This window comes from Alphaproteobacteria bacterium (assembly GCA_016699305.1).
In the GTDB taxonomy this organism is placed as follows: Bacteria; Pseudomonadota; Alphaproteobacteria.
Window position 1 is genome coordinate 1,716,443 of record CP064970.1, and the last position, 16,696, is coordinate 1,733,138.

Annotated in this window: 14 protein-coding genes; 6 read left to right on the forward strand and 8 right to left on the reverse strand. The window is 58.2% G+C overall.

Going from position 1 to position 16,696, the window contains the following annotated elements; translation table 11 throughout:
- The first annotated feature begins 134 nt into the window (after positions 1-134).
- Together IPI58_08190 and IPI58_08195 are read left to right on the forward strand one after the other, a co-directional pair.
- Positions 135-1,070, forward strand: coding sequence for an acetyl-CoA carboxylase carboxyltransferase subunit beta (locus tag IPI58_08190; GenBank protein QQR68806.1), 936 nt, complete (start codon positions 135-137; stop codon positions 1,068-1,070).
- Positions 1,071-1,374: 304 nt separating this feature from the next.
- Positions 1,375-2,655, forward strand: a complete 1,281-nt coding sequence (locus IPI58_08195; GenBank protein QQR68807.1) for a hypothetical protein — start codon at positions 1,375-1,377, stop codon at positions 2,653-2,655.
- Between the two features lie 18 nt (positions 2,656-2,673).
- Here IPI58_08195 and IPI58_08200 read toward each other — a convergent pair whose 3' ends face one another.
- Positions 2,674-3,354, reverse strand: coding sequence for a hypothetical protein (locus IPI58_08200; protein QQR68808.1), 681 nt, complete (start codon positions 3,352-3,354; stop codon positions 2,674-2,676).
- A gap of 78 nt (positions 3,355-3,432) precedes the next feature.
- The gene (locus IPI58_08205; protein QQR68809.1) at positions 3,433-4,041 is read right to left on the reverse strand and encodes a hypothetical protein; all 609 of its coding nucleotides are present in this window, start codon (positions 4,039-4,041) and stop codon (positions 3,433-3,435) included.
- Between the two features lie 291 nt (positions 4,042-4,332).
- Between IPI58_08205 and gatB the strand changes: the two genes are divergently transcribed.
- Positions 4,333-5,784: an Asp-tRNA(Asn)/Glu-tRNA(Gln) amidotransferase subunit GatB gene (gene gatB, locus IPI58_08210; GenBank protein QQR68810.1), complete on the forward strand. Its 1,452-nt coding sequence runs from the start codon at positions 4,333-4,335 to the stop codon at positions 5,782-5,784.
- Between the two features lie 55 nt (positions 5,785-5,839).
- Here gatB and IPI58_08215 read toward each other — a convergent pair whose 3' ends face one another.
- A complete protein-coding gene (locus IPI58_08215; protein ID QQR70089.1) occupies positions 5,840-6,598 on the reverse strand; it encodes an Mrp/NBP35 family ATP-binding protein in 759 nt (252 codons plus the stop codon).
- A gap of 456 nt (positions 6,599-7,054) precedes the next feature.
- On the opposite strand from IPI58_08215, the gene hflK reads away from it, so the two are divergent.
- Both hflK and IPI58_08225 read left to right on the forward strand, forming a co-directional pair.
- Positions 7,055-8,236, forward strand: a complete 1,182-nt coding sequence (gene hflK / locus IPI58_08220) for an FtsH protease activity modulator HflK (GenBank protein ID QQR68811.1) — start codon at positions 7,055-7,057, stop codon at positions 8,234-8,236.
- Between the two features lie 24 nt (positions 8,237-8,260).
- Positions 8,261-9,154, forward strand: a complete 894-nt coding sequence (locus tag IPI58_08225) for a protease modulator HflC (protein ID QQR68812.1) — start codon at positions 8,261-8,263, stop codon at positions 9,152-9,154.
- An 11-nt stretch (positions 9,155-9,165) separates the two neighbouring features.
- Here the strand turns inward: IPI58_08225 and IPI58_08230 are convergent, their stop codons facing one another.
- The 4 genes from IPI58_08230 to IPI58_08245 all read right to left on the reverse strand — a co-directional run bounded on the left by IPI58_08230 (position 9,166) and on the right by IPI58_08245 (position 13,315).
- Positions 9,166-9,951 carry a hypothetical protein gene (locus IPI58_08230; GenBank protein ID QQR68813.1) on the reverse strand — a complete coding sequence of 262 codons (786 nt, stop codon included), beginning with the start codon at positions 9,949-9,951 and terminating at the stop codon, positions 9,166-9,168.
- A gap of 176 nt (positions 9,952-10,127) precedes the next feature.
- Positions 10,128-10,943 (reverse strand): YmdB family metallophosphoesterase, encoded by an 816-nt coding sequence (locus tag IPI58_08235; protein ID QQR68814.1) that lies wholly within the window; start codon positions 10,941-10,943, stop codon positions 10,128-10,130.
- Positions 10,944-11,063: 120 nt separating this feature from the next.
- On the reverse strand, positions 11,064-12,701 hold the full coding sequence (locus IPI58_08240) for a HAMP domain-containing protein (GenBank protein ID QQR68815.1): 1,638 nt from the start codon (positions 12,699-12,701) through the stop codon (positions 11,064-11,066).
- Positions 12,702-12,811: 110 nt separating this feature from the next.
- A complete protein-coding gene (locus IPI58_08245) occupies positions 12,812-13,315 on the reverse strand; it encodes a Cache 3/Cache 2 fusion domain-containing protein (protein QQR70090.1) in 504 nt (167 codons plus the stop codon).
- A 567-nt stretch (positions 13,316-13,882) separates the two neighbouring features.
- Here IPI58_08245 and IPI58_08250 point away from each other — a divergent pair.
- The gene (locus tag IPI58_08250) at positions 13,883-15,169 is read left to right on the forward strand and encodes a hypothetical protein (GenBank protein QQR68816.1); all 1,287 of its coding nucleotides are present in this window, start codon (positions 13,883-13,885) and stop codon (positions 15,167-15,169) included.
- A gap of 66 nt (positions 15,170-15,235) precedes the next feature.
- Here the strand turns inward: IPI58_08250 and IPI58_08255 are convergent, their stop codons facing one another.
- Positions 15,236-16,696 carry a UDP-N-acetylmuramoyl-tripeptide--D-alanyl-D-alanine ligase gene (locus tag IPI58_08255; GenBank protein QQR68817.1) on the reverse strand — a complete coding sequence of 487 codons (1,461 nt, stop codon included), beginning with the start codon at positions 16,694-16,696 and terminating at the stop codon, positions 15,236-15,238.

Consider the following 16,696-nt stretch of genomic DNA (forward strand, 5'->3'; position numbering starts at 1 on the left):
TTTGTTTCATTTTCTCTTCAACATATTAGAGGCATATCGAGCATGTATTCCCTGGTTCTTTTGAAGCCATGATTGACAATTCGGCCCCGGACATGAAAGCTTGGCCCAGCTACCATGGACAGAGGTCGTTTTGAATGAGCAACTGGTTGACGAATTTGGTGCGCCCGCGTATTCAGGCTTTGGTCAGCAAGCGCGAGGTGCCCGATAATCTGTGGGAGAAATGCCCCGGATGCGCCACCATGCTGTTTCACCGCGAACTGGCCGACAATGCGCGGGTTTGTCGCCATTGCGGACATCATCTGCGTTTGCCGGTCCTGCAGCGTTTGCAGATGCTGTTCGACGAGGGCCGTTATGCGTTGATCGACGTTCCGCAGGTGACGGCCGATCCGCTGCGCTTCCGGGATCAAAAGCGTTATATCGACCGGATCAAGGAATCGCGCGCCCGTACAGGACGCAACGACGCCATCTTGGTGGCCCAAGGGCTGATCGACGGTCAGGGCGTGGTGGTGGCGGCGTTTGATTTCAGCTTTATGGGCGGCTCGATGGGCATGGCGGTGGGCGAGGGCATCTTGACCGCCGCCGGCAAGGCCGTGGCCAATCGCATGTCTTTGCTGCTTATTCCCGCCTCGGGCGGCGCGCGCATGCAAGAGGGCGCCTTATCGCTGATGCAGATGCCGCGCACGGTGATCGCCGTGCAGATGGTCAAAGAGGCCGGCTTACCGGTCGTGGTGCTGTTCACCGACCCCACGACGGGCGGAGTCAGCGCCTCTTTTGCCATGCTGGGCGATATTCATATCAGCGAGCCGGGCGCGCAGATCGGTTTTGCCGGGGCGCGGGTGATCGAAAGCACGATCCGCGAGACCTTGCCTCAGGGTTTCCAGCGCGCCGAATATCTGTTGGAACACGGCATGGTCGACATGGTGGTGCCGCGCCACGAGCTAAAACAGCGCCTGGGTTATCTGTTCTCTTTGTTGCGTTCACGCAAATCCGGTCGTAACTTGCCCGCCATTTTGCCGCTGCCCGGCAACGGCAAAAACGCTCACGGCTCGGCCAAACGCGCGGCGCGCTGACGGCGCTATAGGCTAAGAATCCGACAAAGGTATCTTGTGGAAGGTGCATGAATCTTGGGAGCGGCGGCGGTTCGGTCTGCGGGAAACGGATGCTCAGCAAAGGGATTTATGACCAGTCAATGGCCTTCCCCCCCATTTTTAGGTCCGTGAGAACGTAGAGCCTGTTCTATAAAAGTTCACGAATAAGCGCTTTAGTGAAGAGCAGATATTCCAGGTTTATGAAGAAGCGCGCACTATTTAATCTTCGATCAAGGATTACATGGGCAGAGTGGGGAATCATGTGACCCCATAAGAAGGATCGGGGATGAGCGCCGTTCAGGTACAACCCGTCAAACTCAAACCCAGGCAACCCACGTCCCGCGCGGATATGGATCCGATCTCGGCCAAGCTTTCGGCCGAGCAAGCTTTGCACGACCATTTACGCCATCTGGACCGGCACCGGCAGGAACATATGGCCTTGCATATGCGTCTGTCTTTGCTGCAACCGGGACATCGGCGCGCGTCTTATCTGCGCGTGGCCACCGAGACATTCGAAGAAGCCATCCGTCCCCTGCCGGGCGGCCGCCTGTTTGTGCTGGCCAATCAAGATTTGATCTATGTGGGCAAGGCCGTGCATTGGCGCGCTTTGGCCTCGGCGGCGCAGCATGTGCGCGTGTTGTTCGAAGACGATCCCCTGACCCGCCAAGACGACTTCGACGGCGATGTCAGCCTGTGCGGCTGGTATCCGCTGGACACCACCTATGACGATCTCAATCTGATCGTCCAACGCATGGTGCGCGAGGCGTCGCGCGCGCGTCATCTGCCCGCCATGATGCGCCCGAAGAAAGAGGAATCGCGCGCCCCGATGGACGCCGAAGCCTTCTCGCGCTTGGCCCGCACCTTGGAGACCGCCGATGTGGACACCATGGTGCGGCATCAAAGCATCTGCGCCATGGCCACGCCAGACGGCGAGCCGCAGCCGATGTTCGAGGAAATCTTCATCGCCATCGACTCTCTGCGCGAGCGCGTCGCGCCGGGCCTGGATTTACATTCCGACCCGTGGCTGTTCCAGGCCCTGACGCGCAGTCTGGACGACCGTCTGCTGGCGCATCTGACGCGAGAGATCAAGCGGCGGCCCATAGGACCACTCAGCATCAACCTTCATGTCGAGACTCTGTTATCGCCCGAATTCCGCCGCTTTGAAGAACGCGTGGTGCCGCAGATGCGCGGACGCCTATTGATCGAAATCCACAAGCTGGATTTGATGGCCGAGATGAACTCGTTCCTGTTCATCCGCGACCGACTCAAAGCCCGTGGGCATCGTTTGTGCCTGGACGGGCTGACCCCGGCCACCTTGGGCTGCTTTAACCGCGAGGCGCTGGGCTTTGACTTCGTTAAGCTGTTATGGGCGGCGGACGGGTTGCAGCGCAGTAGGCCCCAGGCCCTGCCCGGCGTGCGCAGTCAGATCCAAGCCTGCGGCGGCGCGCATATCATCTTGTGCCGCTGCGACAGCGAAACCGCCCTGACCATCGGCCGCGACCTTGGCATCGTCTTGTTCGAAGGCCGCGAGGTTGAACGACGGCTTGGCTTGCGGGCGACAAGGTAACTCCGCACCCCCGCGCCCTTAGTTGCTTACGTTGATGGCCCCAACAACGGCTTGCCGAGACAGGGCCGGACGCTCGGTCATTTTACGGGCATTAAGCGCCCTGCAAGCAAGCATGGTCATGTCTCGCAGGTCATGGATCACCTTGGGGGGAGCATCTGTATAAGCCACCACGCGTATAAGGGACGGCAAGGCGCTCATCTGAACGCTGTAATGAAGAGAGGGAGAGAAAGACGCTGTATAGGGATAAAGCTCGAAAGCATGGCCGCATTTGACGCCGCCAGAAACCTTAGTCTGAGTAAATCTTGTGTCCTCATACACTGCCAAGTGCAGGCCTTCTTTCCATTTCAACCACATGGGCGCCAAGAATGCCCGGCGCGCTTTCAAGCCCGTGGTCAGGCGATGCATATTACGGATGAACTTCTTTTGGATATCTGCGATCACACCCATCAAATGGTCCGCATCTGCTTCGACGGCTTCTTTCAAATGCCGATAATTTTTTAGATGCAGATAGGGGTGCGTGTAGGGTCTTGCCCTGACTTCGCAAAATCGGTCTGCGTCATTAATACTGAATATTGGCTCGATATAGCCGCATTCCTTCCTTCTACCGTTCTGTCGATCAGGCTGCGCCCCGATAAGATGCATGCGCGATGAGTCCTGATCCGGAATAAGCCGATACACGCAAAAACGATCTGTGTTCATACGGATGTTCCTTGTGCCATGAGATGTTTATCGACCCTTCGGATCGACATCATGACATCGAAATTATGCAAATAAAAGTTAGCCCTGCGGAACAAGGCCAGGTTTCTTCTGCATGGGCAGATGGCCAAGAGGACGGCTGGCCGCTCTGACCAACTGTTGAAGGTCCTCACAGACATTTCTATTCAAATAGCACGCCACGGAAACCAAGGGACCGAGGCTGGTGCCTACCGACAAAAACCCGGTTTTGGTATTGTCCGGAACCGCCAGCCTTAAGCTGATCTGCCAAGACGGTTCTTGGGTGTCGTCTCCATGATCTTCTTGCCATCCCACGCGCACCCCCAACCGCTTGAGCCGCCACATTGTCCAGCGCATCGTCGATGGCTTTTTACCGACCACGACGCGCCGCATGTTTTCCTTGAACATCTGCGCGACACGTCTCATGTGCTTCTTGATCTTGACGGCTTTCCTTGCGCCCAAACGCTGGGCCACGTCTTCATGATATGTGACCTGATAAGGATATTCCTTGATCTTACCGACTACTTGGTAACGATGTACGCCTTGTCCCGATCTGGGGCCTTGAACGGCCTGCACGATATGCCAGTCGTCATAATCAGCCCCATCCCGAGGTGGGCGGATCGCATAAATTTCCTGTGATATGGAATCGGCTTGATCTATCTGTTTGATCATGTTCTGACCTTTCATGAGTGAATAATTGGATACGGCACGCTAACGATGACGCTAGTGTCGATACATAGAAATGTCGATAACGATATTGGTTTCATATCGGTATATATTTGGTCAATGATTCATACCGTCATCGCCCTCCGTTATGCGGGACTGAAATACCACGGATGACCCGGCGATATGTGGCTGGTCAGGATAAGACCATGATCCTTTTGCACAAGTCTTTGCTCAACTCGGATTGGACAGCTATGATGGCCGCTTGCGTATTCCAAAAGCCGAAAGCATGAGGGCAGCATGTCGTTGATCGAGGGCAGCACAGGGTCTTGGGAAATCGTGATCGGCCTTGAGGTCCATGCCCAGGTGGTCTCGCAATCTAAGCTGTTCTCGGGCGCGGCCACCGCCTTTGGCGCGTCGCCCAACAGCCAGGTCAGTTTGGTGGACGCCGCCATGCCGGGCATGTTGCCGGTCATCAACCGCGCTTGCGTCGAGCAAGCCGTGCGGACGGGTCTGGGCCTGAAGGCGCAGATCAACCTGCATTCCGTCTTCGATCGCAAGAACTATTTCTATCCCGACCTTCCCGCCGGATATCAGATCAGCCAGTACAAACAACCGATCGTGGGCGAAGGTCAAATCGTGCTGGATATGCCAGACGGCAGCGCCCGCACCATCGGCATCACGCGCTTGCATCTCGAGCAAGACGCCGGAAAGTCCCTGCACGACCAGCATCCGGGCCGCACTTATATCGATCTGAACCGCGCGGGCGTGGCGTTGATGGAGATCGTCTCGGAGCCTGATATGCGTTCGGCGGACGAGGCGGCGGCCTATGTGAAAAAGCTGCGTGCCATCTTGCGCTATCTGGGCACCTGCGACGGCAATATGGAGGAAGGCTCTTTGCGCTGCGACGTGAATGTCTCGGTGCGTCGTCCGGGCGCGGGCTTTGGCACGCGCTGCGAGATCAAGAACGTCAACTCCATCCGCTTTGTCCACCAAGCCGTGAATTACGAGGCGCGCCGTCAGATCGACGTGCTGGAATCGGGCGGCAGCATCCGTCAGGAAACCCGGTTGTGGGACACCGCCAAGGGCGAGACGCGATCCATGCGCAGTAAGGAAGAGGCGCATGATTACCGCTATTTCCCCGACCCCGACCTGCTGCCCTTGCGCCTGGATCCGTCTTGGGTCGAGCAAATCCGCCTGACTCTGCCCGAACTGCCCGACGATAAGAAACAACGCTTCATCAGCGCCTACGGCCTATCGGCTTATGATGCGGGGGTGTTGGTGGCCGAGCGGGAATCCGCCGATTATTATGAGGAAGTCGCTAAGGGCCGTGACGCCAAGCTGGCCGCCAATTGGGTGACGGGCGAATTGTTCGGCGCGTTGAATAAACTGGGCAAAGACATCGCCCAAAGCCCGGTTTCCGCCGCCGCCTTGGGCGGTCTGTTGGACCTGATGGCCGATGGCACCATCTCGGGCCGCATCGCCAAGGACGTGTTCTTGATCATGCTAGAGTCCGGCCAAGACGCCGCCGCCATCGTCGAGGCCAAGGGCCTGCGTCAAGTCAGCGATACCGGCGCGATCGAAAAGGCCGTGGACCAAATGCTGGCCGAGAATGCCGACAAACTGGCCGAATACCGCGCGGGCAAGGACAAGCTGTTCGGCTTCTTCGTCGGCCAAGCCATGAAAGCCACCGGCGGCAAGGCCAATCCCGGATTGCTCAATGAGATTCTGAAAAAGAAACTGGCGGGGTAGGGCCGTTCTGGGTGCTGTTCATAAAGCATGATGAATCTGCTCGGTACCGAAGGGCCTAGGTCAGCTTGCTCCAAACCTTTTGCGCTAAGTCACGATAAATCTGGCCCAGCGCACTGTCAGGCTCTAAGGCGGTCAGCGGCGTTCCCGCATCGCTGGCCAGGCGCAAGGCGGGATCGAGGGGGATTTCAGCCAGCAGATCGGTGCCCAAACGCCGCGCCTCGTCCCGTACGCCGCCATGGCCGAAAATATCGCTGGTTTCCCCGCAATGCGGGCAACGAAAACCGCTCATATTTTCGACCAGCCCTAAAACGGGAATGCCCAGGCGTTCGAACATCCGCAATCCCTTACGCGCATCGGCCAGGGCCAGGTCTTGCGGCGTGGCCACCACCACCGCGCCGGATAGATTGGCTTGCTGACACAAGGTCAAGGCCGCGTCCCCCGTGCCCGGGGGCATATCCATAATCAACAGATCCAGATTTTCCCAGGCGACATCGCGCATCAATTGCACCAAAGCGCCTTGCACCATCGGTCCGCGCCAAATGACCGCCGTTTCTTCTGGCACCAGAAAGCCGATGGACATCACGACCACGCCATGCGCCTGCAAAGGGATGATGCGTTTATCCGAGTCGGCTTGGGGGCGTGCATCGCGCAAGCCGAACAGCATCGGCACCGAAGGGCCGTGAATATCGGCATCCATCAGACCAACCTTGAGGCCGTTTTTCGCCGCCGCCACGGCTAGATTCGCCGCCAAGGTGGATTTGCCCACGCCGCCCTTGCCCGAGGCCACCGCCACGCGAAATCGCACGCCGGGCATCTCAATGGGGGCGAGTTGGGCGCGGCGTTTATCCTGCGCCCCTGCCACAGGCGGCGCTTTTCGCTCTTGCGTCAACAACACGCGCGCCGCGCGTAAGCCTGGCAAAGCCTGAAGTGCGTTCTGGGCGGCGGCGCGTACGGATTCAAAATCTTCCGGGGACTGATCTTCGGGCACGGATAGGGCGACGGTCACCGCGCCTTCATGCGCGGTCAACCCGGCCACATGATCCTGCGCCGTTCCTTTTCCGACCGGAATGTCAGCCAAGGCCGCGCGAATGGAAGCCTCAAGCGCGGAAGATGAAGACTCGCTCATGCGCATAGTGTCCCTGGTTTTGCGTTGCCGGTTATCCTTGCCATCAAGGGGCGGAATATGTCTATCTTACGTCTAAGAACATGGCACGCATGTGCCCGAAAGCAAGGACTTCCTACCCGGACGACGATTGAACGAGGCAACGGCATGAGCGATCAACAAGACAAAGGTCCGTGGGGGCCATGGGGCAGCAACGGCAATAACGGCGCACAAGGTGGCGCGCCCAAGCCGCCGCCGCGTCGGCCCAGCAATGACGGTCCCGGACAACAGCCGCCTTTGCCGCCGGATATCGAGCAGTTGTTGCTCCAAGGCCAGGCGAAGCTGCGCCGCTTGATGCCCGGCGGACGTCCGCCGCGTTCCAATACAAGCTGGATTTTCCTGCTTTTGGGCGGATTGGCTGCTGCATGGCTGCTCAGCGGCATCTATTTCGTGCGCGAGGGCCAGCAGAGCGTGGTGCTGTGTTTTGGCAAGCCCATCCGCACCGAAGAATCCGGCATGCGCTATCATCTGCCCGCGCCCATCGAAATGGCGTTGACCGCCGATGTGTCCCGTTCGCGCGGCATCGAGATTGGCTTTAAAAGCGACAGCCGGGGCGGCGAGCGCGGCGTGCCCGAAGAAAGCCTGATGCTGACCGGGGACGAGAACATCGTGGAAGTCAAATATGTGGTCTTCTGGCAGGTCCAGAACCTCACCGACTTTCTGTTCAACATCCGTCCTCCTTTGGACAGTCGTGGTCCGGATCCGGACGCCACCATCAAAAAGGTGGCCGAAAGCGCCATGCGCGAGACCATCGCGCGCAACCGTCTGCAACCGGCCATGACCGATGCCCGCACGCAGATCGAGGACGACACCAAGCGCATGATCCAAAAGATCATGGATGATTACAAATCGGGCATCCTGATTACCCAGGTCCAGCTGCGTCAGGTGGACCCGCCCGCCCAGGTCATCGAATCCTTCAATGACGTGCAAAGCGCGCGTGCCGACAAAGAGCGTCTGGAAAACCAGGCCATGACCTACACCAACGACATCCTGCCCAAAGCGCGGGGCGAAGCGTCGCGTATCCGCCAAGAGGCCGAAGGCTACCGCGAACAGGTGGTGAATGTGGCCAAGGGCGAGGCCGAACGCTTTGCCAAGGTCTGGCAGGTCTATACCCTGTCCAAGGACACCACGTCGCGGCGCCTGTATCTGGAGACGATGGAGCAGGTATTGCGTCAAACGCCCAAGGTCATCGTGGATGGCAAGGCCGCTCCCGGTGCCGCGCCCTATATGCCCTTGGCTTTGCCTGCCGCCGCTCCCGCTCCTGCCGCTGCTGCGCGCGCCACCGAATAATTCTACATTGAACCGAGGCCTGACATGACTTCCACCTCTGCCAATCCCCGCCCGCCTGCGGCGTTCCTGATAGCCCTTCTGGTCGCCGCGCTGCTGTTCGTGGCGTCCAATACTCTGTTCGTCGTCGGGCCGATGAATCAGGTATTGGTGCTGCGTTTCCGCGAAGCTCAGCATGTGATCCGTGAGCCGGGACTGTATATGAAGATGCCCTTGCTTGAGGATGTCGTTTGGTTGGACAAGCGCGTGTTGGACTTGTCACCATCCGGCCAACAGGTGACTTTCGCCCAACAAAAGCGCCTGGACGTCGACGCCTTCGCGCGCTGGCGCATTACCGATCCTCTGGCATTCTATCGTACCTTGGGGATCGAGGAACGCGCTTTGAATCAATTGGGGACCATCGTCAACTCGTCCGTTCGCCGCGTCTTGGGCGGCCAGAAGATGGAAGACGTGCTTTCCGAACGTCGCGCCGGAATTATGGAGGCGATCCGCCAGCAGGCTACGCAAGAGGCCTCGCGTTTTGGCATTGAGATCGTCGATGTGCGCATCCGCCGCGCGGATCTGCCCGATGACGCCACCAAGGCCGTTCTAGCGCGGATGCGTTCCGAACGTCAGCAAGAAGCCGCCCTCACTCGCGCCTCAGGCGAGGAGGAGGCGCAAAAACGCCGCGCCAATGCCGACCGCGAACGCACCGTGATCCTCTCGCAAGCGCAAAAAGACGCCGTGGTCATTCGTGGCACCGCCGAAGCCGAGGCGTTGCGGATCGTCGCCGAGGCCACCAACCGCGACCCGCAATTCTATGCCTTCCACCGCAGCCTGCAGGCCTATCGTGAAGCGCTGACTCCCGGCACCACCACCTTGCTGCTGTCCCCCGAGGGCGAGTTCTTTCGCTTTTTCAAGGACGCGCCGGGAAAGCTTTAAACATTCATCGGCTAAGGCTTAAGAGACTTAGGCCGCGTCCAATGCGCCGGACAGGCGCGGTGCGGTTGGTTGCTTAGATTCCATTGGAGATAAGGCACGGGCTGGCCTTGTGAGTTTGTGGAAATTTTTTGATCCGCGCCACTCCATTTCAATGTGCTTGGTGGAATCGCGTCGCGGCAATGGGCGGGGATCGCCAGAACCGTTGTTGCGACATTCCGTTGGAACAATTCGTCTAGAACGAAACCCAGCATCGCATCGGCGGCTTGTGTATGGGGATAATGATCCGAAGGTTGGAACAAGAAATTCTCAATCAGGGCCGTCTGCCGCAACTCTGCAGTTTGATTGGGGGGACAAATGCCCTGTTCCACCAGAGTCCAGACAGGATGATTATCTAAGAAAAGTTTATGTCCCAAACGCGTAAGAGTACCATAAATTTCTTTGCGGTTTGGTGCGTGGGTATATTTAGGCAAGAAGCGTTCTGCCACGGTCGAGAAGGCTACAGCTTCATTACGCTCTTTCTGGTCCAATATCCGCAGACTCACCAAAGCATGGAACGTGCTTTGGTTTTGAGGGCACAAACCTATGGCCAGCAGAAATTTCTGGGCGTCTTTGCCCAACATGCTTTGATAGCCAAGGATGGCCGTATCACGCCGCCGGACGAGCGGGGATTGGCCCAAAGAAGTGGCGTTTTGGGCCAGTCTTATCTCCGCATCAGCAAAGGCCGTGGCGTGGCGCGCGTTATCCGCCCAATACGCCAACAGCGCGGGAATCTGCTTATGACGATGCTGCGTACCCATGATGAAAGTCTCCTTGATGGCCTTGAGGTAGGAAAGTGGCCGAATCTAGGAAAAAAATCAGCTCGTTGCCAAGACGATTATTACATTCGCTCTAGCGAGATAGTGTGGTCACGGAAATTAGAAACGTGAGAGGATGGAGCGCAGCACCCGACATTCGTAGGTCGCCAGTGGGACGTTTACCAATCCGGCATGGCGGGGGCCAATCGACCGCCCAGGCGGATGGGGGCGATGCGGGCGCATAGGCCGTCGGTGCGCGTTTCGATCAGGACGCCGCATAACGTGGCTGGGCCTTCGGCGGGTCGATAGCGTTCACCGGGAATCTTACGAATGAAACCGTGCAGCGCGATTTCCTTACGCACGCCGATGGCGCTGTCATAATCCCCGCACATGCCCGCATCGGTCTGGAATCCCGTGCCGCCAGGCAGGATTTGGGCGTCCGCCGTCGGGATATGGGTATGGGTACCGATGACGGCGGTGACGCGGCCATCCAGGAAATGGCCCATGCACATTTTTTCGCTGGTGGCCTCGGCGTGGATATCCACCAAAATGGCCTGGACCGTTTGTCCCAGCCGGTGCGCGCCAAGCAGGCGGTTCATGGCGGCGAAGGGATCGTCCACCAACGGGTCCATGGTCACGCGGCCAATGGCCTGAGCCACCAGGATGCGCTGACCGTCAGGCAAAGTGACCAGACAACTGCCGCGCCCTGGCGTGCCTTCGGGATAGTTCAAGGGACGCAGCAAGAAGGGGTCGGCGTCGATAAAGGACAAAATCTCGCGCTGTTTCCAGACGTGATTTCCCATCGTAAGGACGCTGATGCCCGCGCCGCGCAACTCGCGCGCGTTTTGCGCCGTCAGGCCCGAACCGCCCGAGGCGTTCTCGGCATTGGCCACCACCAGATCAAGGCGTAGCCTGGCTTTTAGATCGGGGACTGCGCTGGCCAAGGCTTCGCGCGCGGTGCGCCCGAATATGTCGCCAAAGAATAAGATTCTCATGCCGATATCCCAAGTGTTCTTGCGGCAGGTAGCTTAGCGTTTTTCCATCTGTGCCGATATAGCGCGGTTCAGATAAACCGATCATGACGATCCGATGGCTGGGTGCGTAGATTCTTCATCTCAGCCCTTCGATAATACACTCACCATGTTCTTCGTTTTCTCAATCTCGTTTTGCAAGACATCGCCTTGCTGGGATAGCGCCCCCGCCGACTTCAACACCTGTTCGGCGGCAGAGGTTGTCTCTTCGGCGGTATGCGACACCTGGCCGATGCTGCTCGAGACTTCCCTTGATCGGTTTGACGCCTCTTGCACATTGCGGGCGATTTCGTTGGTGGCCGTTTGTTGCTGCTCGACCGCCATAGCAAGGCTCGAATTGATCTCGTTGATATGGCCGATGGTGCCGGCAATATCCTTCAATGCGCCCACGGCATCCGAGGTGGCTGATTGGACTGCCGCGATATGGCGTCCGATCTCATCGGTCGCTTGCGCTGTTTGGCCCGCGAGCGTCTTAACTTCGTTGGCGACCACGGCAAAGCCTTTTCCCGCATCGCCTGCTCGGGCGGCCTCTATCGTCGCGTTCAAAGCTAATAAATTCGTCTGGGACGCGATGTTGTTGATCAACGCGGCGACCTCTTCGATCTTGCCAACCGCCTGAGCGAGCCCCGCCACCAGCTGATCCGTACGCGCGGCTTCACTCACCGCATCTTTTGAAATATTCCTGGACTGGGTAACCTGGCGCGATACTTCGCAGATGGACGAGGAAAGCTCCTCGGCGGCCGAAGCGACGCTTTGCACGTTCCTGGATGCCTGTTCGGACGATTCCGCCACGGAATTTGACTGCTGCTTCGTTTGCTGGGCGTTCGCGGACATGGTGTTTGCCGTTTTTTGCATCTGGGCCGAGGATTCGATGATGGAGACCACCACGTTCTTGACCGACGATTCAAAGTGCTTGGCCAATGTATCGAGCGCCGTCTTTTTGTCCTGTTCCGCTTTCTGGCGATCGATTTCCTGCTGTTGGCGCAACCGCTCGGTTTCAAGCCCATTGTCCTTGAACACCTGGACGGTTTTGGCCATGGATCCGATTTCATCGCCGCGTGTCAGGAACGGCACCTGCTCGGCGAATGATCCTTTGGCCAGACTGACCATCCTGCCTTCAAGCTGGCGCAGTGGGCGAACAATGGACAGGGTCAGTAAGGCGGCAAACGACACGCCCAACACGACCATCGCCAGGCCGAGGGCCACGACGATGTTTTGGGCCATGCGCGCGTGGCTCAACGTATTCTCTTTCACCTCAAGCGTTCTTTGGCCGACCTGTTCCAGTAAGAGGTCGAGTTGCTTTTCTTCCTCGATAGCGGCTTTGCGCATGGGAAGGGCGGCGACGATCCGCGCTTGGCCGGCAGGTGCTGCGACGGCGGTTCGAAACAGGTGTTGGTAATCGGCGGCGCTTTTTGTGAATTTATCGGCGATCTCGATCAAATCGGGGGCATGCGTGTTCGCGGCGAGTCCGCCGATCAGCTTGCCTTTTTCTTGTATTTTTTCCGCAAGATCGTTGATGGTTTTGACCAGACTGGCATCGTCGTTATAGAGCGCGTCTTTCTCGCGGCCTCGAGCCTGGAGCAGAGCGATCTTGGCCGCATTGCCATGTTGCATCATGGCAATTTCATTATCGACCAAGGCCGAGAACGTCGATACGGTGGACGAGACGGCGTATCCGGCCACAACGGATAGCAAGAGGACGCCGATCACAACAGCCAACATAACCAGGGAAATTTTTCGCGAGATAGAAAGCGTATCTAAGCGCATTGGCAATCTCCATCACATGTACGAACGGCACGAATCCCTGGCTATCATCTTGTCATCCTCTTGGCTTATTCCATGGGATAGCCGACATAGTAGATGCCGATTACATCTCCGGTCTCTGATTTGATGGGTTCGTATCCCGTGTCATATATCTTGCCCAAGATATCGACCATGCCATAGAAGCTGTTGCCTTGTTTGATCGCGGCATAGGCCGGCCCTGAAGCATCAAGCGGCGATCCGATGGCGCGCTTGTCGTCCCGCATCACATTCGTGCTGACGCGCACATAACCATCACCTTTTTTGGCGAACAAGGTCGCCGTGCCGCCGTGTTTGGCCTTGACCGCATCAACCACGGTAAAATCGCCGTTGACCTTGGCGGCACCAAAGAACAAATTTTCACCGTCAAGCTTAGGCTTGCCCAGCTCGGCGGTAAGCGCCTTCAATGTCTGCATGGATTCCTTGACTTTGGGGTTTTCGGCAGCGCCTGCCGTTAAAGGAAGCAGCGCGAAGGCAGCCAGAAGCATCACAAGCGCCGTGAGTCTTCCAAAGGCAAGGACGGCAGAACGCGGCATGGAAGCCATAACCATCTGAATGCTAAGATTCTTTTCCATATACGCTCTCCTGGATGGTTTGATGTCGGCAGATTCTATGCCGCCGCTACACAAGAATAACTCACACAAAAATGCTAATTTCTTATTAATGCTTCCTGTTCTTAGGCACTGCTAGTAAAAAATCGAAACCCCGATGTCCCTGTCATGCGATAAAAAATGGATAAACGGATGTCCGCTGAGGCCAGCAGATCGTCAAATGCGACGACAAGGGACGTGGCATGATTCGATGCTTTCGCGGACGGGACGCATATTTGGCCATAAAATGCCCGACAATTTCGACCAATCCCGGCATATTTGTTGCTTGGATGCCACAGGAGGCTTTCTGTCTCCATCAAGCCTGGCCGTATACTGGGGCGCAAGCGGTTAAGCGTCTTGTGACCGAGCTGTGCTGGCGTTAAACTCCGGCACGATCCGTTTTAGGACAGGGTGCGATTCCGTGCTCAGCCTAAAGCGTGGTTCTGCCGGTGCGGCCCCTTTATGGGACCCCGTTTCGGTGGGCCGAGAGATAAACAATGAGGGATCAAGCCCATGCGGACAGTCTGGCGTCGCCTGTTTTTGACCGGATTGCTGGCTTTTGCAGCCGGCATTTTGCCGCCTGCAGCCATGGCTGATGAGCCAAATGCCGCACCGCCCCCCACGCCCTTGCCTGCCATCGCCTCGCCTGTGGCCGATTTCGGACAACCTTCGGGATCGATGGTATCGGCGCGGGTCTTTGAATTGCGTGACGACGTATCCCGCTTCAAGGCCGCCGTGGACACCAGCGCCAGCGAATACAAATCGTTGCGCGGCGTCGGTGCGGCAGGTGCCGTCCAGTATCACAGCACTGTGGCCGCCATCGTGGCGCGCCTGCAGGCCGGCACCACGCGCAGCAACCCCATCTTGATGCGCCAATGGGAAGAGGCCGAAGCCAGCCTGGGTGAGGTCAACTCCTCGCTCTCGCGCCTCAACGCGTTGCTGAATCAGGTGTCGACCAATGGCTCGATGGCCTCGTTCCTGGTCGAATCCGTCCGCGCGGCCCTGACCTTGGGCGGTGCCGTGGACGAAGACCACGATCAGCTCAACGCCCTACGCGATGAAGTCAGCCGTCAGATCGTAGTGCTGGACCGTTTGCGCGACGAGATCACCGCCGACATTCAGCGTCAGACGCATTATCTGGTCACCGAACGCGCGAATCTGCAGGCGTTGGCCTTCCAGATCTCTCGTGGCCAAATGATCGGCTCCAGCTTTTCCAACCGCGCCATCACGGTGGATTCTTCGCCCTCGCCCTCGATGGTGACCCTGCCGACTGAGGCCCCTGCCCCTGCCGCATCGCCTGTGGAGCCTGTTTCCCGCGCACCGGTGGTGGATTCAAGCAAATCGCCGCGCAGCAAGAAGTCGACCAAGAATGAGCCGGTTGTCGAGGATGAACCTACGGCAGCAAAGTCCAGCCTACCTACCCAGGCAACGGCTCCCGCAGGTGACAGCGTGGCCATCACGAATGAGCGTGCCGCCACCGGTGTCGATGCGGCCAATATCGGCAAGCTTTTGGTCTTAATCCGCTTTAATCAGCCGCAGGTGGATTACGAGCAACCCTTGTTCGGTGCCATCAACAACGCCCTCGACCGTCGCCCTGAGGCGCAATTCACCCTGGTCGCGGTGTCCCCCAGCGTGGGCGATCCGGTGGCCGTGGCTCGCTCCAATGACGATGCACAGCGTTATGCCGACGATGTCCGCCGTTCCCTGGTCCAGCTGGGCCTGTCCCCCGCGCGCATCTCGCAAACCGTGGCCAGCAGCAACAACGCCCTGACCCCCGAAGTGCATGTCTATGTGCGCTAAGGCCTCTTAGGGTTATTCAAGAAAAGGGCGTCTTTCGGGACGCCCTTTTTTTGATATATCAACGCCCTAAACAGAGCCATTGAACTCCGGACAGGCCGAGCAGTGGATGTATTTTGTGCATCTGACTTTTAAACAGGTGCTGATTTGATCTTCAAGGGCCAAAGCGACTCGTTCGAGATGCGAGAATCGCGAGCCTTTGACGAATATATTCACCGGCCCAGAAGCATTAGATTTTTTAAGCTCGGCCAAAGCCTCGGACCAATTCGTCGTGACGCGCAGATGCTCCGGGTCGAAACCTGACTGCGCGGCGGCCTCTTGCCAATTCGCGCCGGTGCTGCCCACGGTGATAACTTGGCGCACGCCCTTTGCGGCGGCGGCGGCCAAAACCTGCCGATAGGATTCGGTCATAAAGGTGCCGACCTCGCCGATATCGCCAAGGACCAAAACCGCCGCGCCTGTCATCCCGGATACCCATTCAATGCCGTTGAGCATCGAGGCTTGGCTGGCGTTATAACTGTCATCCACGATCTGCCCGCCCGCAAAGGCGCGGATTCGCATGCGGCTTTCCACCGTCACTTGGCCAAGAATTTGGGCGATCCTGTCCGGCGCGATTCCCGCCGCCACCCCCGCCGCGACACAGGCCAAGGCCGCATACATGGTGCCTTGATCGCCGGGTGTTATATGCACATGGATGGTGGCCGCATCGGGCGACGTGGCAATCTCGATATCTTGCCCGTCCCCCACACTCTGGCGCGATACCGCGCGGATATCGGCCTCGGGCGACGTGCCAAACCACAAGGTTTTGAGTCCCTGCACCTGAAGCCATGCGCGTCGTGACGCCAATTTCTCGTCATCGGCGTTCAAGACGGCGGTGCCACCTGGGCGGATTCCATCAAGAAATTTGGCCTTTTCTTCTAAGATTCCGTCTTTCGAGCCGAAATGCTCGATATGCGCCATGCCGATATTGGTGATGATGCCGATATCGGGAGCCACCATCTGCGCCAGGGCCGACATTTCCCCAGGGGTGTTGATGCCGATCTCGATGCAGGCATAGCGCGTTGCCGCCTCGATCCCGCATAGGCTTAAAGGAACGCCGAATTCGTTGTTAAAGCTTTTCCGGCTATAGACCGTGGGCGCCAAGGCGGAAAAGACTTCGCCGACGAAATTCTTCGTGGTCGTTTTGCCCACGCTGCCGGTAATGGCGACCGTCAGCGGGTTATGCATCTGGCGCAAGGAATGCGCCAAGCCATGCAAGGCGCGCAACGGATCGGCCACGCGCACCAGACGCGTCTCTACCGCATCCTCATAAGCTTCGCAGACGACGGCCAAGGCCGCGCCCGCCGCCAATGCTTGGGGGACATAATCGTGGCCGTCCAGATTCTTGCCCCGAACCGCAAAGAAAATCTGTCCCGGCGTCACGGTGCGGCTGTCGATGCTGATCCCGACGAAATCCTGGCCAAGCACGGCCTCATCCGTCTGAACCTGACAAGCCCCCATTCCCGCCAGCGCGTCATTCAATGTCATCAT